Source organism: Phyllobacterium phragmitis (assembly GCF_002980495.1).
In the GTDB taxonomy this organism is placed as follows: domain Bacteria; phylum Pseudomonadota; class Alphaproteobacteria; order Rhizobiales; family Rhizobiaceae; genus Paramesorhizobium; species Paramesorhizobium phragmitis.
This window is the reverse complement of sequence record NZ_PVBR01000001.1, coordinates 151,234-170,894: the sequence shown is the minus strand read 5'-3', so window position 1 is coordinate 170,894 and position 19,661 is coordinate 151,234. Positions and strand designations below refer to the sequence as shown.

The following is a 19,661-nucleotide window of genomic DNA, read 5'->3' as shown; positions in this document are numbered from 1 at the left end:
TGGCTTCGGCCTGCTCAGGCGAAACCGGCATAAATGTCGCTGCGCGTCTGCGGCACGGCTGAAATGCCGCGCCGGCGCTTGGAGGCCAGCGTCTGGTTGATCTGGACGGTTCCCCGCTCGAACGCCAGCGCGCAACCTGCCAGATAGAGCAGCCAGAGGCGCGCCTTCGCATAGCCGATTTCCGCAACCGCCGCATCGAAACCGGCATGAAGCCGCTCGCACCACAGACGGCATGTCCGTCCGTAATGCTCGCGCAGATTCTCCACATCGTGAACCTCGAAGCCATGGCCTTCGAGATTCTCCACCGTCATGCCGAGATGATCGAGTTCACCGCCGAGGAAAATATATTTTACCAGTGCAAGATGCTCGGCGCTCTTGCGGCGAAAAGCCTTCTTGTTCCGCTTCATCCGGCGGGTGATCGCGTGGTGCATGTACAGACCGCCGGGGCGCAGAAGGCGGCTTACCGCGCTGAAATATTCGTCGTAATGGGCAATGCCGACATGTTCGAACATGCCGATCGACGATATCTTGTCGAATTCGCCGTCAAGATCGGCATAGGATTTGACGTGGATGGTGATCCGGTCTTCCAGACCGGCCGCCTTTATCCTTTCGCGCACGAGCGCGGTCTGTGCTTCCGACAGGGAAACGCCGGTTCCGATGACGCCATATTTCTGCGCCGCATAGATGAGCATCGCACCCCAGCCGCAACCGATATCCAGAAGCCGGTCGCCGGGCTTGAGGCGCAGCTTGCGGCAGATGAGTTCCAGCTTGTCCTCCTGCGCACGGTCGATATCGTTGGCCCAGTCGGTGAAGTAGCCGCAGGTGTAAACCATGCGCCTGTCGAGAAAGAGTTGATAGAATTCATTGGACACATCGTAGTGATGCGTGATCGCTTCCTTGCTCGATCCGCTGACAAACGGGGTTTTTCCCTCCATGACAGCGCCCTCGGCGGGCTTTCCGGCGAATAACAGGGCCGGAAGGTCTTTCAGCAGCCTCCATTTTGGCAGTTCCCTGAGCCTCTCCTTCAGGCTCCCGTCGATCTTCGCCCCAGCGAGGTCGAGGATCGTGCCGTTTTCGATGTCGATGCGGCCTGATGTCCATATATCGATCAGCGAGTCATAATTCGGCCTGAGCATGAGCTGCCGGACAATGGTCGGATCCTTGATCACAAGGCATGGGCCGCCGAATGTCCCGATGCGGGTGCCATCCCACAATGCGATGTCAAACTGCGGACGCAGGGTTTCGACGACTGTTCTTATGACACTGACCGATCTGGATTGGGCAGCCATTCCACGTCTCCCGGTTAAGTTCATGAAGGGCGCATGCCGAGTCCGATGGCGAACCCGGCGGGATCAACTCGCCTCGAGCAGCCGTTCGGCCATCTGCAGGTCGACGGAAACGAGTTGGGAAACACCCTGCTCGGCCATGGTGACGCCGAACAGGCGGCTCATGCGGGCCATGGTGATCGGGTTGTGGGTGATGACGACAAAACGGGTTTCGGTGGTGGCCGCCATCTCGTCCATCAGATTGCAGAAGCGCTCGACATTGTGGTCGTCGAGCGGCGCATCGACCTCGTCGAGGACGCAGATCGGCGCGGGATTGGTGAGAAACACCGCAAAGATCAGCGCCATCGCCGTCAGCGCCTGTTCGCCACCGGAAAGCAGCGTCATCGTCTGCGGCTTCTTGCCGGGCGGACGGGCCAGGATCTCCAGCCCCGCATCGAGCGGATCGTCGGATTCGATCAGCTGCAATTCGGCGGTGCCGCCGCCGAAGAGATGGGTGAACAGCCGCTGGAACTGCGCATTGACCACATCGAAGGCGGCAAGCAGGCGTTCGCGCCCTTCGCGATTGAGGCTCTGGATTGCCTGGCGCAGCTTCTTGATCGCCTCGATAATATCCTCGCGCTCGCCGACGATCGCTTCCAGACGTTCGGCCAGTTCGCGCTGTTCCTCGTCGGCGCGCAGATTGACCGCGCCGAGACGCTCGCGCTCGATCTTCAGCCTTTCCAGCCTTTGTTCGACCTGCTCGACATCGGGCAGCGGATCATCAGGGCCGAGGCCTGTCATGCGCATCGCCTCATGCGGCTGGCAGTTCAGCGCTTCGAGGATGCGCCTTTCCGCGTCCTGGCGCCGCTCCTGTGCGGCCGAGCCACGCTCCTCGCCGCGCGCCCTCGCCTCGCGTGAGGCGGCAAGGTCCTGAATGGCCTGGGTGGCGAGCTTGTCGAGTTCAGCCTGCTTCGCCTCCGCTACGGCGAGCTTGTCGGCGGCTTCCTGGCGCAGCGCTTCTGCCTGCGAGAGTTGCGACAGCAAGGCGCGGCGGCGCTGCTCGATTTCGTCGGGCGCATCGGCCAAACCCTCGGCTTCCGCCGCCGCCTCGGCGCGGCGCTCGGCAAGCGCCTCGATCTGGCGGCCGGCATTCTGCGCGCGGGCGACCCAGCTCTTGCGTTCCTGGCCGATCGCCTCCAGCCGCCTTACGCGGGCTTCCGCCTCGCGGCGCAGGCCCTCATGGGCGGCCCTCGCCTCGGCGAGCGCGGCACGATCGGCCATCACCTCGCCCGTCAGCGCGGCAAGGCGGGTGTCGACTTCCTCGATATCCGGCATGGCGGCCAGATGATCGTCCGCGTCGGCGAACTGGATCTGCGCCTCGTCAAGGCTTTCGGCGATGCGGGCCTTTGCCTCGTCGAGTGCGGCACGACGGCTTGACAGCTGACCGGCCGCGCGTTCTGCCGCCACCAGCGCCTCACGGGCCTCGTCGAGCGCGCGCTGCGTCGCGCGCCAATGATCGCGCGCCGTACGCTCGCGTTCCACCGCCTCGCGCAGCGCGGCCTCGCCTTGCGCGACCGCCGCTTCGGCGCTTTGAAGATGCTTCGTCGCCTCGACGGCCTCCAGATCGAGTTCCGCCAGGCGATTCTTCTGGGCGAGGCGCTGTGCGGCGGGCGTCGGCGCATCGGCGCTGGCGGTATAGCCGTCCCAGCGCCAAAGCGCGCCTTCCCGGCTCACCAGGCGCTGCCCGGGCTTCAGCAAGGTTTGCAGGCGCGAGCCGTCGGCCTCGTCAACGACGCCGATCTGCGCCAGCCGCCGGGCGAGTTGGCGCGGCGCGTTCACCAGATCGGCCAGCGCCTGCACCCCCTCCGGCAGGGCGGGATCGCCACCGGCATCGTCGGTTCCAGCCCAGAATACCGGCGCGCCTGCATCCGTCGGCGCGTCCAGGTCTTCGCCAAGCGCCGCACCAAGTGCGGTCTCGAAACCCTTTTCGACCCTGACCTGCTCCAATACGGCCGCAAACAGGTCGGAGGCATCGGCATTGATGATCCTGGCAAGCGTTCGCGCTTCCGTTTCGATCCGGTTCAGTTCGCTGCGGGCTTCGTTCAGAGGCTGGCGCAAGGCGGCTTCGCCGGCGCGGGTTCGCTCGACATGCTCCTCCGCGGCAATGGCTGCCTCTTCGGCGGCGATCACTGTCTCCTCCGCCGCCTCGACGGCGAGGCGCTTTTCCTCGGGATCGGCGAGCGCTGCGATCTGCGCGGCAATGGCGGCAATCTCGCGCTCGACGTCCTGCATCTGGCTTGTCAGCCGGTCGCGCCGGTCGGCGGCTTCGCGTAAGCTACGCTCGATCTGCGCACGCTCGGCGGCGGCTTCGGCGCGCTCCGCCGTCACGCGGGCAAGGGCTGCTTCACTTTCCCTGAGTTTGGCGTCGGCACTTTCAAAGGCGGCGCGCGTTTCGATATCGCGGTTATCAGCCGCATCATTATCGGCGTTGAGCCCGCGCTCCTCCTCGTCGAGACGCGCCAGAATATCGGCATTCTCGTGCACCATCTGCTCTTCACGAACGACATCGGCGGCGAACTGCTCAAGCCGCTTGAATAGTTCGGACCGGCGGGCGCGAATACGCTCGGCCTCCTCGTCCAATTGCGTGCGGGCGATGGTCAGACGTTGCAGCGCGGCAGCGGCCTTGGCTTCGGCGTCGCGGAGATCCGGCAGGCGGTGAGCGGCGATCGCCTGTTCCCTGGCCGCAGCCATCTGCGCCTGCGCCCGTTCGGCGACTGCGCTGGTCGCCGTCGAAAGGGCGCTTTGCGCCTCCGCCTCCTGCGCCTTGGCAAGCGTCCATTTCAGATGCAGGAGAATGGCTTCGGAACTGCGGATATCGGCGGAAAGCGCCTTGAACCGGTTGGCCTGGCGCGCCTGGCGCTTCAGGCTTTCGACCTGGGCGCCGAGTTCGCCGACGACATCCTCGAGCCGTCCGAGATTGGTTTCGGCGGCGCGCAGGCGCAGTTCCGCCTCATGACGGCGGGTGTGCAGGCCGGAAATGCCGGCCGCTTCCTCCAGAAGCGCACGGCGGGCCTGCGGTTTCGCCTGGATGAGCTCGCCGATACGGCCCTGCCCGACCATGGAAGGCGAGCGCGCGCCGGTCGACTGATCGGCGAAGAGCAGTTGCACGTCCTTGGCGCGGGCTTCCTTGCCGTTGATACGGTAGACCGAGCCCGCCTCGCGCTCGATGCGGCGCGAAACCTGCAACTCATCGGCATCATTATAGGCGGAAGGTGCTGCGCGGTCCTGATTGTCGAGGAAAAGCGTGACTTCGGCGGTGTTGCGCGCCGGCCGCGTGCCCGAGCCCGAAAAGATCACGTCGTCCATGCCGGAGGCGCGCATGTTCTTGTAGGAGCTTTCGCCCATCACCCAGCGCAGCGCCTCGACCAGATTGGATTTGCCGCAGCCATTGGGGCCGACGACGCCGGTCAGCCCGTTCTCGATGACGAACTCCATCGGCTCGACGAAGGATTTGAAGCCGACGAGGCGCAGCTTGGAGAAGCGCATCAGCCACGCCCTCCATCATGCGCGAACAGCCTCATGGGAAAAAGAGCGGGCGCGATCAATCGCCCACCCATTCGCAATGAATGCAGGTCAGAGAAGGCCGTCGATGATTGCTGACATCTCGTCAACCGACAGTGCTCCAGCGTATTTTTTCCCGTTTATAAAAAAGGTTGGTGTAGAGGTAACGCCGAATTCGTTCTCCCCACGCTCCCGCGATGCGTTCACATCATCGAGAAGTTGCTGGTTCGTCAAGCAAGCCTTGAAGGACTCCTGTGTAAAACCGGCCAGCTTTGCGATTTGCATCAAAGGTTCTTCGGCATTTGCCGCTGCCGCCCATTGCTGCTGCTGCCTGAAAAGCACGTCGATCATCGGGAAATAACGGTCTTCCGGGGCGCAGCGCGCCAGCATGAAGGCCGCCGACGCACGCGGGTCGAACGGGAATTCGCGGAAGATCAGCCGCGCCTTGCCGGTGTCGATATATTTCTGCTTGATGACCGGCAGCGTCGTCTCGTCGAAATGGGCGCAGTGCGGGCAGGTCATCGAGGCATATTCAACGATGGTGACGGGCGCATCGTCCTTGCCCATGACCATGTCCTTCAGCTTGCCCGGCTGATAGAGCTTCTCGACATCGACGCTGCCCTGGGACGGAGGCGCCTGCACATTCGATGCAGCGGGCGATGCAGCGGGCGTCGCCGCATTGTCAGATGTCGTCTGCGCCGCTTCGGCAGCCGGATCCGAACTGTCGCTGCACGCAGCAAGCGCCATTCCGGCAGCAGACATGGCTGCGAAAGAAAGAACATTTCTGCGGTTCAATAGTGCAGCCATGCGAATCACCCGTTTCGTTTATCTGTTTTCCACTATACAGCAGCCGCGCGTTTTCAGGCGCTCGACTGCAACTCTTAAGGCAGGATAAGCTTCAAGTCTTTGACTTTTTCGTGAAGATTGGCCAATCAGGACTGGCGTTTCGCCTTTTCCGCAATCACGCTGCGGCCGAGCCTGGCCAGGGCGGCACGCAAATCATCGTCCTCGATCTCGGCTGTTACCGCCTCGATATGTTTTTCCGAGGCGGCATCGACCACCGCCTGCCCGACGCGGCGCCGGGATGCTGCGATCGGCACGGGTTTCTGCTCGATCTTGATGCGCCCGATCGCTGCAAAACCCAGGAACCCATTGACGCGGCTGATGATTTCCCCCGTCTCATGCTGAATGCGGATGGCGGCAAAGCCTTCACAGGCAATGACCAGCGTCGCCGGCTGGAACGGGTCGTCCTCATGGGCGCGACGCGGCCAGAGGATTTTCAGCGGGCGCGACTGGGTTCCGAGCGCAGAGCCAATGATGTCCTCCCAGGACTGCAGCAGCGCCAGATTGATGCCCGCGCGCTTGCGCAGCACAGGATCGAGAACCCCCGATGCCATATCCGCCAGCGGCCGAAACCCTTTATATCCTTCTTTTGCGCTCATGGCGCGCCATTATAGCCACGAAACCACTCGACAAACAAAGGAATTCCCCGCGCAAGCGGCGTGACCGGCGCGAAATCGAGATCGCGGGCGGCAAGCGCGATATCGGCATAGGTGCGCGGCACGTCGGCCGGCGGCATCGGCTCGAACTGCTTGATCGCCTTGCGGCCCGTCGCCTCCTCGATCTCCGCGATGAAATCATCGAGCGCGACGGGGCTGCTATTGCCGAGATTATAGACAGGCGCCGTCGCCTGGGGCCGCTCGAGAATGCGCTTCACCGCACCCAGAACGCCGCTGACGATATCATCGATATAGGTGAAATCGCGTTCCATCGCGCCATTGTTGAAGACGCGGATCGGCTCGCCCTTGAGAATGGCGCTGGTGAAAAGCCACGGCGCCATGTCGGGCCGTCCATAGGGGCCATAGACGGTGAAGAACCGCAAACCCGTCGATGGCAGGCCGTGCACCTCGCCGTAGGAATGGGCCAGCAATTCGCCCGCCCGCTTGGTCGCGGCATAGACCGAGACCGGACGATCGACCGCATCGCCCTCGCTGAACGGCATCTTCTCGTTGGCGCCATAGACCGAGGACGAACTGGCATAGACCACCGGCGGACGCTTGGGAAGGCTAAGCGCCTGTTCGAACACCGTCACCTGGCCCTGGACATTGGCCGAGACATAGGCGGAAGGATTTTCGATGGAATAGCGCACCCCCGCCTGCGCGGCGAGATGGACGATGATGTCGGCATCCGCATCGGCGCCGATGGCGGCCTTCAAGCCGGCCGCATCGGCTATGTCGGCGCGGGCAAAGCGAAAACCTTCCTGCGCCTGCAGAACCGACAGGCGCGTCTCTTTCAGTTCCACCGGGTAATAGGAGTTGAGATCGTCGATCCCCACCACCTGCCAGCCCTCACGCAGCAATTGCCGGGCCGTGTGGAAGCCAATGAACCCGGCCGCACCGGTCACGATCGCTTTCATGTCGGTCCCCTGGTATGCACCTCTGTCAGGCGTCGGCGCTGCGCCATGATGAGACGCGATGCCGCGGCATTGAGCGCGCCAAAATAGAAAAATATCCCTGAGATCGTCACCTCATGCAGCAGCGGATTGTGCAGCAGGCCATAGGTGGTGCAGACGGTGATGAAATAAATGATGCTGCGCGTCATGCCGGGGCTGTCGGAGTGGCGGAAGAGATGGCTCAGGCCGAAATAGCCGCAGCCAAGGAGAAGAATGAGCCCGATCACGCCGTCGTTCAGCAATTCGTCGAAGATCGTATTGTGGACATGGCGGAAACCGGCAAGCATCGGCGCGTTTTCACCGGCCTTGACGCGAACCGCGTCCATCTTCGCATAGGATCCGACACCTATGAGCGGATGCTCGCTTATGACCTCCCGTGCGCCTTGCCATAGCGCAAAGCGGATATCAGCCGATATCTTGTCTTCCCATTTGCTCTTATCGCCCGTGTCGTAATATTCGACGATCCCCACAAACCGCTTCGAAACGATATCGTCCACCGGGCCGAACGAGGCCAGGCCCAACGCCATCAGCGACAGGACGGCGTAGGATAACATCCTGATCCGCGGCGCGTATTTGCTGACGGAGAAAAGGATCTCGATCAATGCGAAGATCGGCAGGACGACCAGCACGGCGCGCGTTTCCGAGGTGAGCACCGCGGCCGTTCCCAGGACGAGATAGAGCGGCCCGTTCGGCAAATAGCGCGGCGCGTTGGCGATCGGGATCGCCGCCCCTATGGCGGCGACGCCTGCCACGAACGCAAAGACGGCCGCATTGCCGCCAACGCCGATGCGCCCGCCATAGATGACGGCCATGGCCAGCGCGACAAGAAAAGCCAGAATGACGCCGACACGCGCGCCCAGCACGAAAGCGCGCAGGGGATCGCGCACGAGGACCATGCCGGGACCGGCAAAGGAAAAAATGGTGAAAAGCAGGGTATAGCCGATCTGCCGGTTATCCCAGATCGGCTCATCGCGAAAAACGATGAGGCCGAGCGACCAGATGCCGTAAAGCACGGCACAGATGTAGAAATTGCGCGCGAAAAGGCGCGCGGTCCTATGCCGTCCGCAAGTGAGGTATATTCCGATACAGGCGAACAGGAACAGAGCGACCGAACCGAATCCGATGCGAATAGGCATGGTGGCCGAGCCCACACCGAGGACCCACGAATCTATACGGCGCCGCATTAAAAAGGATTTCTTGATAAAGCTCATTTCTTTTCGTCCGTCAGGCGAACGGGAGCCCATGCAAACCACATGCGGCCGAGATAATCGCTCGTTCTGAACATCAATGTGCCGATCCGTTTCCAGGCGGGCAGCCTGGCTCTCGCATAGGCAGCCCTACCATCGGCGATCGTGGAGAGCGCCTGTCTGGAAAAATTCACAAGCGGCCTGTCGGTCGTAAAAATCGCATAATTTCCACTCCATCCGCGCTCCAGCGCCACATCATAGGGAAGCCGCATCGGCCTTAGCGCCGCCAGAAGCTTTGCCGCACCTTCGCGGGTCACCGCATAGGCAGCCGAGCTTCCGAGCGGGCCATGGCTGCATCGCCCGATCGAATAGTCGGGATTGATCCGCCGAAAGCGGCGAAAAAGCGACGTGCGATGATTGACGAGCTTGACGGCATCCCAACCGGACAGCTGCACCAAAGCCTCGAGGAACGGCATGAAATCCGCGGTGAACTCGACATCGTCCTCGACGATAGCCGCGCAGGGCTCGTTGCCTCCGGCGATCTCCTCCAATGTCTTGAGGTGACTGAAATAGCATCCGATCTCGGCCGGCATGACATTCTTGCCGTGAAGCCGCCTGAATGACGCGATATCGAGATCGCCGAGGGCGGATGGCGGCAGAGCGCACCCATCCACGGCGGGAACCCGGCGGATCGATATGCCATACCGCTTCGCGCTGTCCTTCACCGCCGTCAGCCGCTCCTGTGAGCGATCAAGATTGATCACGTAGACGGGTATGGACAAATGAATCGCCTTTGAGCAGGTTCGCGGTCAATCAACCGGTGAAACGCATGCGTGCGAAAGTCAACAGGACGAGCGAAACCGGCCCCAGCGATTTTGCACACATACCGGTACTGGTTTGAATTATTATGTGATTGTGACATTCGTGTATCCGGGCCTCCGGGGATGTCCTCGATCTCCGAGATTCCATTTATCCCATCCCTGAAACAGGACAGCAATGAACAGCAAGGCCGAACAGCTACTCCAATGGTACGATGATCACCACCGGTTTTTTCCGTGGCGGGTGACGCCATCGGAACGTGCGCGGGGCGTTCTCGCCGATCCATACCGCGTATGGCTTTCGGAGATCATGCTGCAGCAAACCACGGTCGAGGCGGTAAAGCCCTATTTCCAGGCATTCGTCACGCGTTGGCCGACAGTCCGGGCGCTTGCGGCGGCGACGGATGATGATGTGATGCGGGCGTGGGCCGGTCTCGGCTATTATTCGCGCGCGCGCAATCTGAAGAAATGCGCCGAAATCGTCGCCGGCGAACTGAACGGTGAATTTCCGTCAGCAATCGAAGGACTGAAGGCGCTGCCAGGCATCGGCGACTACACGGCAGCGGCGATCGTGGCCATCGCCTTCGATCAGCCCGCCGCGGTGGTCGACGGCAATATCGAGCGCGTCATCACCAGGCTTTTCGCCATATCCACGCCTCTTCCCGCCGCGAAGCCTGAGATACGCGCCAAGGTTCTAACGATCGCGCCCAACGATCGGCCCGGCGATTTCGCGCAGGCGATGATGGATCTGGGCGCCATGATCTGCACGCCCAGGCGGCCCGCATGCGTGCTCTGCCCGGTCAATGACGACTGCCGCGTTCTCCATGAGGGCGATCCCGAGCTCTTTCCCGTCAAGGCACCGAAAAAGGACAGGCCGGTGCGGTTCGGTGCGGCTTTCGTCGCCATATCACGCAATGGTTCGGTGTTCCTTCGCAAGCGTCCCGCCTCCGGCCTCCTCGGCGGCATGGCCGAAGTGCCTTGCACGAACTGGACGGCGCGCATCGACGGCGACACGTCGGCCGCTGCCGCCCCCTTCCCCGCGCGGTGGAGGGCTTCCGGCGGCATCGTCCATGTCTTCACGCATTTCGAATTGCGGCTTTCGGTCTATCGGGCGGATGATGTCGCGGAGCAGGCAGCCGACAATGGCTGGTGGGCACTCCCTGACGAATTGCCTGACGAAGCCTTGCCCACGGTCATGAAAAAGGCGATAGCGGCGGCGATACCCGACGCATTTGAAGCCGCATGATCTTATCCAAAAAGTCTGCAACTTTTCGGGATCATGCTTTATCCAGAAGAGACATATCGCATGAGCCAACCCGTCAAACACATCGTCTTCGACATCGGCAAGGTGCTGATCCACTACGATCCGCATCTGGGCTATCATGACATCATCCCCGATGAAAACGAGCGGCGCTGGTTCTTCGAGAACATCTGCACGCATGACTGGAATGTCGAGCAGGATCGCGGCCGGACATGGCCCGAAGCCGAAGCGGTGCTGATCGAGGTCTTTCCCGATCGCGCCGATCATATACGCGCCTTCCGCAAAAGCTGGCACAAGATGGTTCCGCATGCCTATGACGACAGCGTGACGATCCTGCGGCGGCTGATCGCCGGGGGTCACGATGTGACGATGCTGACCAATTTCGCTTCCGATACGTTGCGCGAGGCGCAAGCGCGCTATCCCTTCCTCAGGGAAAGCCGCGGCGTCACCGTCTCGGGCGATATCGGCCTGCTCAAACCCGACAAGGCGATCTACGATCATCATGCCAAGGCATTCGATCTCGAACCATCGGCGACATTGTTCATCGACGATACGGCCGCCAATGTCGAAGGCGCCGTGGCTGCCGGCTGGCAGGCGGTGCAGTTTACCGGTCCGGAGACGTTGAAGGCAGACCTTCGGCAGGCGGGGATCGAGATTTAGCAGCCTCCAAAAGCACCGAAGCGCTTGAGATGGGCTCAAGCGCTTCGGGATCAGACTTTCCTGGAGGTCTCGTCCGATTGGATTAGAGCATCGCTCCGAATAGTGTCGATATCATGCTCCGACCGGCAGCATCTGCAGGCGGATTTTGCTGCGCAGATCGTCGATCGGCTTGAGGCCGCCCTCCTCCTCGTAGTGCCAGAAGGTCCAGCCGTTGCAGGCGTCGAGGCCCTGCACCTTGGCGCCCATGCGGTGGATCGACCCGGCATCGCCGTTGGCGGCGAGCGTGCCATCGGCGCGCACGATCGCCGCATGACGGCGGCGCGCGTCGCTCAGAACCGTTCCCGGGCGCAGCAATCCCGATTCGACGACACTGACGAAGGCGACGCGCGGCTCGGCGCGCTTGCCGGTCATCACCGTGAGCTCAGCCTTGCCGAGCGGCTCGACGGCGGCGATGCGGGCAGTGGCGGCATCGATATAGGCCTGCTCGCGTTCGATGCCGACAAAATGGCGGCCAAGGCGCTTGGCGACGGCGCCGGTCGTTCCCGAACCGAAAAAGGGATCGAGCACCACGTCGCCCGGCTTCGTCGATGCCATCAGCACGCGGGCGAGCAGGGCTTCCGGCTTCTGCGTCGGATGGACCTTGTCGCCGTTTTCGTCCTTCAGCCTTTCGCCGCCGGTGCAGATCGGGAACAGCCAGTCGGAACGCATCTGGATATCGTCATTGGCCGCCTTCATCGCCTCGTAATTGAAGGTGTACCCCTTGCCCTTCTGGTCGCGCGAGGCCCAGATCATGGTCTCATGCGCGTTCTGGAAACGACGGCCGCGGAAATTCGGCATCGGGTTGGTCTTGCGCCAGATGACGTCGTTGAGGACCCAGAAACCGAGATCCTGCAGCGAGGTGCCGACGCGGAAGATGTTGTGATAGGAGCCGATGACCCAGATGGTGCCGTTGGGCTTCAGCACGCGGCGGCAGGCGAGGAGCCAGGCGCGGGTGAAGGCATCATAGGTCTGGAAGCTGTCGAACTGATCCCAATGATCGTCAACGGCATCGACCTTGGACTGGTCGGGGCGGTGCAGATCGCCGTCGAGCTGGAGGTTGTATGGCGGATCGGCAAAGATCACATCGACGGAATGGTCGGGAAGCCGTTCGAGAGCCGCGACGCAATCGCCTTTGAGGATCGTGTCAAGCCAGGGGGACTGCGGTGCCGCCTGGGGCAGCTCATTCACAATACGAACAACAGACATGGGATACTCGGCTACTTGAGGACGCTTTAGTGATGCTTATGGTTACCGGACAGGGTAAATATGCGGTTAAGCGGCAAGTGGATTGTTGGCGGATTGCTGCCCGGCGCCATAAAACTTTGACGCTCGCGCCATAAAGGTGTAGCTCAGGCCCGACATCCGCCCCCGGTCGAAAGCCGGGGGCAATCGTTTTTATCTTCCCTTTTTGCAATGACAGGATTGCAGAACATGACCACACCCCAGCTCATCATCTTCGACTGCGACGGCGTTCTGGTCGATTCGGAAATCATCGCGGCACGGGTCGAGTCCGAGCTTCTGGGCGACGCGGGCTATCCGATCGAACCCGACGAGATCGCCGAGCGGTTTTCCGGCCTGACCTGGCCGAACATCCTGATGATGGTGGAACGCGAGGCCGGAATTCCGATTTCCGCTTCGCTGATCGAGAAATCCGACCGGATTCTCGATGAAAGGCTGGCGCAGGAAGTCCTGGCCATCGACGGTATCGAGCAGGCTGTTTCCAAGCTGCACTATCCCAGGTGCATCTGCTCCAACTCGTCGAACAAAAGGCTGAAGCTGATGCTCACCCGGACCGGGCTCTACGATCTCTTCGCGCCCGATATCTTCGCCGCCGGAGAGGTCGGGACCAAGCAGGGCAAGCCGGCTCCGGATGTTTTCCTCTATGCGGCGGAAAAATTCGGGGTCGATCCTGGAAATGTCATCGTCATTGAAGATTCGGTCCACGGCATCCATGGTGCGCACGCGGCCGGAATGCGCGTCATCGGCTTCACCGGCGGAGCGCATACCTATCCCGGCCATGCCGACCGTCTGACGGAGGCGGGCGCCGAAACGGTCATCAGCCGCCACCAGGACCTGCCCGCCGTCATCGAGGCGATGTCGGTCTGGTCCGAGGCGCTTTGAGCGTGGGCTTCTTTTTCCGGAGATGTTGCTGAGGCGGAAACGTTGAGGCATGGATTCTTCGCCGTCTCCATTACCTCAATGGCGCCGAAAGCGCGGTCCGATCACGATGGAACCCGCCCCAAAACCTCAAGCAGCCGAGCTTTTCCTGCTCTTGGGAGGGGCGTTGAGGGCCGCAAGCGCTTCCTCCGCCTCCTCCAGGGTAAGGCCGATCATCAGCTTGGTGCCGATAATAACCGGAATGCCCGTGACCGAATCGAAGATGGCCCAGGTGTCGGTCGGTTCGAAAATGCGTTCGTATCGTGGTTTCATGCCGAAGGTTCTTAGCGCGGGCCGGTTGATATTTTGCTGACGCGCGCACGGGTATTTGAATCGAATTGCATCTAAATCGGCGCTATCGACTCGATCCCGTTTTGCGTAGAGATTGCCGGCTTCTTTTGCGGCCCTTCTTGACGGCGACAATCCCGTCCTGCTGCTCCAATTGTTTCGTCAGCGCGGCGGCAGAGACTGGTTTTCCATAATACCATCCCTGCCCCATGACTGGCACGGGAAGGTTGCGGAAATAAGTCGCCTGCGCTGCCGTCTCGATACCCTCCACGAGGATGGAGAGATTGTGCTTGATCGCCATATCGATGATCTGCGGGACGATACTCACCGTCACCGCATCCGTTCCCACGGTGCGGGTGAAGGCACGATCCATTTTCAGCACATCGACATCCAGTTCGCCAAGATAGGAAAGGCTCGAATAGCCGGTGCCGAAATCATCGAGATAGACAATATGTCCGCGCGAGCGCAGCCGGGCGATGCCCTCAATGGCGGCGGAGGAATCCGCGGTTGAACGTTCGGTCAGTTCGATGCCGATCTGGCGCGGGCTCAATCCCCCGCGACGCAGGCCGTCATCGAGCGCGGCAAAGAATTTTGGATCGCTGAGATCGCTCGCGACAATATTGATGGTTATGCGGAAGCCATCATGCAGGCGGAGTGTTTCGGCCATTTCCTCGATCGCACGATTAAGGACATAGCGGGTGACCCGGCCGGCGATGCCTTTTTGCTCGGCAATCGCGATGAAGACGTCAGGCGGCACGAAATCGCCTTTGCTTTCGTTGCTTTGCCAGCGAACCAGCGCTTCGGCGCCAACGATTTTCCCGTCGGCCACATTCACCACCGGCTGGTAGAGCAAGGTCAGTTCTTCGTGGGCGAGAGCCCTGGAGAGCCTGGCCATCAGCGATTGGTCGCGACGGCGGAAATTAACCCAGGTCAGCCCGCCAAGCGCACCGAGCGCGGCTCCAAGCAGCATGATCGCATTGACGATGCCATGGCTGAACGCATCGAGTTCGCTGAGGCGCGCCCAAACGGAAATGCATAGTCCCGAGGCCTCGGAACAGCCATCCCGGCGAAGAATGCCACTTTTCAGGCTCCACGCCACGCCATCGGCCGGCGCCGGGACGACAGCATCCCCCTCACCGAAAATCCTGGCGAGATGTTTCTTCCCCACATCGCCGTAAAAGATCCCGTAATGGAATGGCGGATCTTTCAGCGTATCGAATGCTCTGGGATCGATGACGGCATTGGCATTTCCGCGGTCCACGACCGGGGCGTTGGAATCGGAAACCGCCAATGGCGTATCGGGATAGATGCGCGTTCCATCTGCTAATTGGGTATAGGGGCCTTGCGGCATCGGCACGCTGCCATCCGTCTTGCCCAATATGGTGGAGCATATGAGATGGCCGTCCTTGATGCGTCCTATGTCCTTGAGATTGCGTGCGGCAAACAGCATGTTGCGCATAAGCTCGATTTCAGCAGGCGAGCAAAAGTCCTGAGGCGAAGCATTGGCAGCATCGATTGCGCCGTTCGTCTCGGCGATGACATCGATGGCATGTGCCAGCAACTGATCTGAATAGCTGGTGATCGCCGCGCGATCCGAGGATATCCGCATGCGGGTTCCCAGCACATGGCCGAACCATCCTCCCGCCAACGTCAACATTGCCACCGCAAGGATGATGGGAGCGGTTCGGAAGATCGGACGCAGGCGGTTGATCACGGGCGTTCCTGTATGTCGCGCAAAGAAATACTTCGCAGCCCCATCCATTCAGAAAGAATAAAAGCACAATACTATTAAAATATTTGTAACGGCGCGAAAATTCCCTTGCAACGGCGGCGAAAATTTTCAGCCGCCGTCACTTTCAGGACCATTCCCAAGCTTCCAGCAAGAAATCCCCTACATTCATTTCTATTTTGTATTGTAGGGTCCTTCATCGTAGCCGACGAAGACCTGGATGTCCTTCACGGCCGGCGTCGGGAAGCTGATGCCCTTGTCGTTGAAAACGAACTGGGTCGCGCTTGCAGGATCCGAAACACTGACCTGATATTTATGCAGCTTGGAATATAGCACGGAATCGCCCTGCGTGACCACGACGCGGATCGGCATGGTGATCGTGCCGGCCTTGAACTGCGGTCCAGGAACGATCTTGCCTGCCGCAGCTACGTCCATCGTGGTCGTGCCCGGCGCATATTGGCAGGCGCGCGTCACATCCGTGATAGCGGCCTGGTAAACGATGCGCGCATTGTCTTTTTCGCCGCCCTTCTCATATGTATTGAAGAAGGCGGTTCCTTCACGCAGCGTAACGTTGGGGCAATAGGCGCGAAGCTCGGATTGCGAAACCTTCTGTTCGCCCGACGTGGAAGGCAGGCCGCCCGCGACGGTCCCCGATCCGCCATCCTTGGTCGTGCACCCGGCCACGGCCAAAAGCAGTGCCATCGCAAAAACTTGATGAAATGCGGAACGATTGTATGATGCTTTACCCATGAACCGGACTTCCCTGCACTAATGAACCTGTTCTATACCAACGCCCGTGGACCAACGCCATGTGGACCGCGCGACGACGTTTTCCTGTTTTTTTACGGACAGGGCAACCCCATCCCTGAAAGCTGCGCCAAAAATCGGGCTGCAACGGGATCTGCTATAAAAGGCTAGGATGACATGAAGTATGTGAGTACCCGCGGCGAGGCGCCTGTCCTGGGATTTTGCGATGCGCTCCTGGCAGGCCTGGCCCGCGACGGCGGACTTTATCTCCCACAGGAATTTCCCACGCTCTCGCCCGACGAGATCCGCGCGCTGCGCGGAAAATCCTATGCCGATGTCGCCATCCGCGTCCTGACGCCGTTTACCGGCGGCGAAATTCCGCAAGCCGATTTCGAGCGCATGGTCCGCGAAGCCTATGCCACGTTCCACCACGCCGCCGTCTGCCCGCTGGTGCAGACCGGCGCCAACGAATTCATCCTGGAGCTGTTCCACGGCCCGACGCTCGCCTTCAAGGACGTGGCGATGCAATTGCTGGCGCGGCTGATGGATTATACGCTTGCCGCGCAGGCCAAGCGCGCCACCATCGTCGGCGCGACATCGGGCGATACGGGGGGGGCCGCCATCGAGGCTTTCGCCAACCGCGACCGAACCGACATCTTCATCCTGTTTCCCCATGGGCGCGTCTCTCCCGTCCAGCAGCGGCAGATGACCAGCTCCACCGCACCGAATGTCCATGCGCTCTCCGTGGAGGGGAATTTTGACGATTGTCAGGCGCTCGTCAAAGGGATGTTCAACGATCTGCGTTTTCGCGACGCGCTGTCGCTTTCCGGCGTCAATTCGATCAACTGGGCGCGCATCATGCCGCAGGTGGTGTATTATTTCACCGCAGCACTTTCCCTCGGCGCTCCGGACCGTCCGGTTTCCTTCACCGTGCCGACCGGTAATTTCGGCGATATCTTCGCCGGTTATGTCGCCAAGCGCATGGGCCTGCCGATCGACAGGCTGATCGCGGCGACCAATGACAACGATATTCTCGCCCGCACGCTGCAATCCGGCGCCTACGAGACGCGCGGCGTCGTCCAGACCACCTCGCCATCGATGGATATCCAGGTTTCCTCGAATTTCGAGCGGCTGCTGTTCGAGGCGCATGGGCGCGACGGGGCGGCGGTCCGCAGGCTGATGGACGGGCTCAAGCAGTCCGGCGGCTTTGTCATCGCGGATGCGCCGCTGAAGCGGATTCGCGCCGAATTCGACGCCGGACGCTCCACTGTGGCGGAGACGGCAGAGACCATCCGCTCAGTGCTCGAAACCAACGGCTATCTCCTCGATCCGCACTCGGCGATCGGCGTCAAGGTTGCGCGCGACCATGCCGATGGGGTACCGATGGTGATCCTTGCGACTGCGCATCCGGCTAAATTTCCCGATGCCGTCGCGCAGGCCAGCGGCATCGAACCCGCGCTGCCCACCCGATTTGGAGATCTTATGGAAAGAAAAGAAAACTATACGGTGCTTCCCAACGATCTCAAAATCGTGGAAGATCATATCAGCCGCAATTCAAGAGCCTTGCGGGAGGGAGTTAATCAGTAATGAGTGTTAAAGTAAGCCGTCTCCCCAACGGGCTGACGATCGCGACCGAGGCCATGCCGAATGTGGAAAGCGTCGCCTTGGGAATCTGGGTCAAGGCCGGCTCGCGTAACGAAGCGAACGACCAGCATGGCATTGCCCACCTCCTCGAACACATGGCCTTCAAAGGCACGGAGAACCGCTCGGCCTGGCAGATCGCAGCGGATATCGAAAATGTCGGCGGCGAAATCAACGCCGCGACGAGCGTCGAAACGACCGCCTTTTATGCCCGCGTGCTGCGTAATGACGTACCGCTCGCCATCGATATCCTGTCGGATATACTGACCAGCTCGAAATTCGATCCGGACGAACTTGCCCGCGAGAAGCATGTCATCATGCAGGAGATCGGCGCAGCGCACGACACGCCCGATGATATCGTCTTCGATCATTTCACGGAAACGGCATTCCGCCATCAGCCGGTCGGACGCGCCATCCTCGGCGAGCCGGAGACGGTCGAGACCTTCACCTCCGCCGATCTGCGCACCTATATGGAAGAGCAATACAGCGCCGACCGCATGGTGGTGACCGCGGCGGGAGCCATCGACCATGACGCCTTCGTCCGCGAGGTGGAAAAGCGGCTTGGCGGTTTCCGCGCCCACGGCACGGCCACAATGCCGGATCTTGCCCATTATGTCGGCGGCGATTTCCGCGAAAATCGCGACCTGATGGATGCGCAGGTGCTGATCGGCTTCGAGGGCCGCGCCTATCATGTGCGCGATTTCTATGCCTCGCAGATCCTGGCGATGGTGCTTGGCGGCGGCATGTCGTCACGGCTTTTCCAGGAAGTTCGGGAAAAGCGCGGCCTTTGCTATTCGGTCTATGCGTTTCACTGGGGTTTTTCCGACACGGGCCTTTTCGGCATTCATGCCGCGACGGGACGCGACGATCTGAACGAGCTCGTTCCCGTCATCCTGCACGAGATGCATGAGGCGGCGCAGAACATCAGCGAGGAAGAGGTGAACCGTGCCCGCGCCCAATATCGCGCCAGCCTCCTGATGTCGCAAGAGAGCGTGGCGAGCCGTGCCGGCCAGATGGCCCGGCAAATCCTTCTCTATGGCCGGCCGGTGACCCATGACGAGCTGCTGGAGCGGCTTTCGCTGATCACCGCAGAACGGCTCACCGATCTTGCGGGCCGGCTTTTCCTGGACACCAAACCGACGGTCGCCGCGGTGGGGCCGATTGGAAAACTGATGCATTTCGACGGTGTGCAGGATGCGCTTTCCACACGGTCGCAGCCTCGCAAGATCGCCGTCTAAACTCAGGGCACGGCAATGATCGCCCTGCCCTTCATCAGGAACAATCAGGGTTCCCTGCGCGGAATACGCGTTTGTCTGCGCGAACCTTCGAGCGGCGATTACAAGGCGTGGGCGAATCTGCGCGCCGAGAGCCGGGAATTCCTGTCGCCATGGGAACCGCTATGGAACGAGGGGGATCTCGAACGCAGCTCGTTTCGCCTGCGGATCAGGCGCTATCAGGAAGAGTCGCAGTCGGGCACCGGCTATCCCTTCTTCATCTTCCGCAACTCCGACAACAGGCTCGTCGGCGGCATCACGCTCGGCAATATCCGCCGCGGCGTCGCGCAATCCGGCCAGATCGGCTATTGGAGCGGCGCGCCTTTTGCCGGGCAAGGCTATATGACCGAGGCGATGGGGCTGATTATCCCCTTTGCATTCGACCAGTTGCGGTTGCACAGGCTCGAAGCTGCCTGTATTCCCAATAATGCACGATCCACGCGGCTTCTCGAAAAAGCCGGATTTCAGAGAGAAGGACTCTTACGTTCCTATCTCAAAATCAACGGCATGTGGCAGGACCATTTCCTCTACTCGCTGCTCGAAAACGACAGACGCATGATCAACAGCAAGGTCGCCCGATAG

General features: G+C 61.1%; 17 protein-coding genes. 6 read left to right on the top strand and 11 right to left on the bottom strand.

Features of this window, described 5'->3' with window-relative positions; translation table 11 throughout:
• Positions 1 to 14 precede the first annotated feature (14 nt).
• The 7 genes from C5748_RS00835 to C5748_RS00805 all read right to left on the bottom strand — a co-directional run bounded on the left by C5748_RS00835 (position 15) and on the right by C5748_RS00805 (position 9,247).
• Positions 15 to 1,289 carry an SAM-dependent methyltransferase gene (locus tag C5748_RS00835; protein WP_105740038.1) on the bottom strand — a complete coding sequence of 425 codons (1,275 nt, stop codon included), beginning with the start codon at positions 1,287 to 1,289 and terminating at the stop codon, positions 15 to 17.
• Positions 1,290 to 1,352: 63 nt separating this feature from the next.
• A complete protein-coding gene (gene smc, locus C5748_RS00830; RefSeq protein ID WP_105740037.1) occupies positions 1,353 to 4,811 on the bottom strand; it encodes a chromosome segregation protein SMC in 3,459 nt (1,152 codons plus the stop codon).
• Positions 4,812 to 4,898: 87 nt separating this feature from the next.
• Positions 4,899 to 5,633, bottom strand: coding sequence for a DsbA family protein (locus C5748_RS00825; RefSeq protein WP_105740036.1), 735 nt, complete (start codon positions 5,631 to 5,633; stop codon positions 4,899 to 4,901).
• Positions 5,634 to 5,758: 125 nt separating this feature from the next.
• Positions 5,759 to 6,268 carry a DUF721 domain-containing protein gene (locus tag C5748_RS00820; protein WP_105740035.1) on the bottom strand — a complete coding sequence of 170 codons (510 nt, stop codon included), beginning with the start codon at positions 6,266 to 6,268 and terminating at the stop codon, positions 5,759 to 5,761.
• Positions 6,265 to 7,242 (bottom strand): SDR family NAD(P)-dependent oxidoreductase, encoded by a 978-nt coding sequence (locus C5748_RS00815; RefSeq protein ID WP_105740034.1) that lies wholly within the window; start codon positions 7,240 to 7,242, stop codon positions 6,265 to 6,267. Before C5748_RS00815 ends, C5748_RS00820 begins: the two co-directional genes overlap by 4 nt.
• A complete protein-coding gene (locus C5748_RS00810; protein ID WP_245428704.1) occupies positions 7,239 to 8,414 on the bottom strand; it encodes an O-antigen ligase family protein in 1,176 nt (391 codons plus the stop codon). The genes C5748_RS00815 and C5748_RS00810 overlap by 4 nt, the downstream gene beginning before the upstream one ends.
• A gap of 71 nt (positions 8,415 to 8,485) precedes the next feature.
• Complete coding sequence (locus C5748_RS00805; RefSeq protein WP_105740032.1) at positions 8,486 to 9,247, bottom strand: glycosyltransferase family 25 protein; 762 nt, start codon at positions 9,245 to 9,247, stop codon at positions 8,486 to 8,488.
• A 214-nt stretch (positions 9,248 to 9,461) separates the two neighbouring features.
• Here C5748_RS00805 and mutY point away from each other — a divergent pair, with 214 nt between their 5' ends.
• Both mutY and C5748_RS00795 read left to right on the top strand, forming a co-directional pair.
• A complete protein-coding gene (gene mutY, locus C5748_RS00800; RefSeq protein ID WP_105740031.1) occupies positions 9,462 to 10,529 on the top strand; it encodes an A/G-specific adenine glycosylase in 1,068 nt (355 codons plus the stop codon).
• 60 nt (positions 10,530 to 10,589) lie between these two features.
• A complete protein-coding gene (locus C5748_RS00795; protein ID WP_105740280.1) occupies positions 10,590 to 11,204 on the top strand; it encodes an HAD family hydrolase in 615 nt (204 codons plus the stop codon).
• Positions 11,205 to 11,315: 111 nt separating this feature from the next.
• Here C5748_RS00795 and C5748_RS00790 read toward each other — a convergent pair whose 3' ends face one another.
• Positions 11,316 to 12,449, bottom strand: a complete 1,134-nt coding sequence (locus C5748_RS00790; RefSeq protein WP_105740030.1) for a site-specific DNA-methyltransferase — start codon at positions 12,447 to 12,449, stop codon at positions 11,316 to 11,318.
• Positions 12,450 to 12,674: 225 nt separating this feature from the next.
• Between C5748_RS00790 and C5748_RS00785 the strand changes: the two genes are divergently transcribed.
• Positions 12,675 to 13,364, top strand: a complete 690-nt coding sequence (locus C5748_RS00785) for an HAD family hydrolase (RefSeq protein WP_105740279.1) — start codon at positions 12,675 to 12,677, stop codon at positions 13,362 to 13,364.
• Positions 13,365 to 13,490: 126 nt separating this feature from the next.
• Here C5748_RS00785 and C5748_RS00780 read toward each other — a convergent pair whose 3' ends face one another.
• The 3 genes from C5748_RS00780 to C5748_RS00770 form a co-directional block, all read right to left on the bottom strand.
• Positions 13,491 to 13,673, bottom strand: coding sequence for a hypothetical protein (locus C5748_RS00780; RefSeq protein WP_105740029.1), 183 nt, complete (start codon positions 13,671 to 13,673; stop codon positions 13,491 to 13,493).
• An 82-nt stretch (positions 13,674 to 13,755) separates the two neighbouring features.
• On the bottom strand, positions 13,756 to 15,402 hold the full coding sequence (locus C5748_RS00775) for an EAL domain-containing protein (RefSeq protein WP_158259792.1): 1,647 nt from the start codon (positions 15,400 to 15,402) through the stop codon (positions 13,756 to 13,758).
• 189 nt (positions 15,403 to 15,591) lie between these two features.
• Positions 15,592 to 16,167 carry a hypothetical protein gene (locus tag C5748_RS00770; protein ID WP_105740027.1) on the bottom strand — a complete coding sequence of 192 codons (576 nt, stop codon included), beginning with the start codon at positions 16,165 to 16,167 and terminating at the stop codon, positions 15,592 to 15,594.
• A gap of 174 nt (positions 16,168 to 16,341) precedes the next feature.
• Between C5748_RS00770 and thrC the strand changes: the two genes are divergently transcribed.
• Genes thrC through C5748_RS00755 form a run of 3 tightly spaced genes read left to right on the top strand, consistent with a single transcriptional unit; the run spans position 16,342 to position 19,661 of the window.
• Positions 16,342 to 17,751: a threonine synthase gene (thrC, locus tag C5748_RS00765; protein WP_105740026.1), complete on the top strand. Its 1,410-nt coding sequence runs from the start codon at positions 16,342 to 16,344 to the stop codon at positions 17,749 to 17,751.
• On the top strand, positions 17,751 to 19,043 hold the full coding sequence (locus C5748_RS00760; RefSeq protein ID WP_105740025.1) for a M16 family metallopeptidase: 1,293 nt from the start codon (positions 17,751 to 17,753) through the stop codon (positions 19,041 to 19,043). The genes thrC and C5748_RS00760 overlap by 1 nt, the downstream gene beginning before the upstream one ends.
• Positions 19,044 to 19,058: 15 nt before the next feature.
• Positions 19,059 to 19,661 carry a GNAT family N-acetyltransferase gene (locus C5748_RS00755; protein ID WP_105740024.1) on the top strand — a complete coding sequence of 201 codons (603 nt, stop codon included), beginning with the start codon at positions 19,059 to 19,061 and terminating at the stop codon, positions 19,659 to 19,661.

Coding starts and splice junctions, on each gene's coding strand:
- C5748_RS00835 (WP_105740038.1), bottom strand. CDS start 1,289: ATGGCTGCCCAATCCAGATCGGTCAGTGTCATAAGAACAGTCGTCGAA.
- smc (WP_105740037.1), bottom strand. CDS start 4,811: ATGCGCTTCTCCAAGCTGCGCCTCGTCGGCTTCAAATCCTTCGTCGAG.
- C5748_RS00825 (WP_105740036.1), bottom strand. CDS start 5,633: ATGGCTGCACTATTGAACCGCAGAAATGTTCTTTCTTTCGCAGCCATG.
- C5748_RS00820 (WP_105740035.1), bottom strand. CDS start 6,268: ATGAGCGCAAAAGAAGGATATAAAGGGTTTCGGCCGCTGGCGGATATG.
- C5748_RS00815 (WP_105740034.1), bottom strand. CDS start 7,242: ATGAAAGCGATCGTGACCGGTGCGGCCGGGTTCATTGGCTTCCACACG.
- C5748_RS00810 (WP_245428704.1), bottom strand. CDS start 8,414: ATGCCTATTCGCATCGGATTCGGTTCGGTCGCTCTGTTCCTGTTCGCC.
- mutY (WP_105740031.1), top strand. CDS start 9,462: ATGAACAGCAAGGCCGAACAGCTACTCCAATGGTACGATGATCACCAC.
- C5748_RS00795 (WP_105740280.1), top strand. CDS start 10,590: ATGAGCCAACCCGTCAAACACATCGTCTTCGACATCGGCAAGGTGCTG.
- C5748_RS00790 (WP_105740030.1), bottom strand. CDS start 12,449: ATGTCTGTTGTTCGTATTGTGAATGAGCTGCCCCAGGCGGCACCGCAG.
- C5748_RS00785 (WP_105740279.1), top strand. CDS start 12,675: ATGACCACACCCCAGCTCATCATCTTCGACTGCGACGGCGTTCTGGTC.
- C5748_RS00780 (WP_105740029.1), bottom strand. CDS start 13,673: ATGAAACCACGATACGAACGCATTTTCGAACCGACCGACACCTGGGCC.
- C5748_RS00770 (WP_105740027.1), bottom strand. CDS start 16,167: ATGGGTAAAGCATCATACAATCGTTCCGCATTTCATCAAGTTTTTGCG.
- thrC (WP_105740026.1), top strand. CDS start 16,342: ATGAAGTATGTGAGTACCCGCGGCGAGGCGCCTGTCCTGGGATTTTGC.
- C5748_RS00760 (WP_105740025.1), top strand. CDS start 17,751: ATGAGTGTTAAAGTAAGCCGTCTCCCCAACGGGCTGACGATCGCGACC.
- C5748_RS00755 (WP_105740024.1), top strand. CDS start 19,059: ATGATCGCCCTGCCCTTCATCAGGAACAATCAGGGTTCCCTGCGCGGA.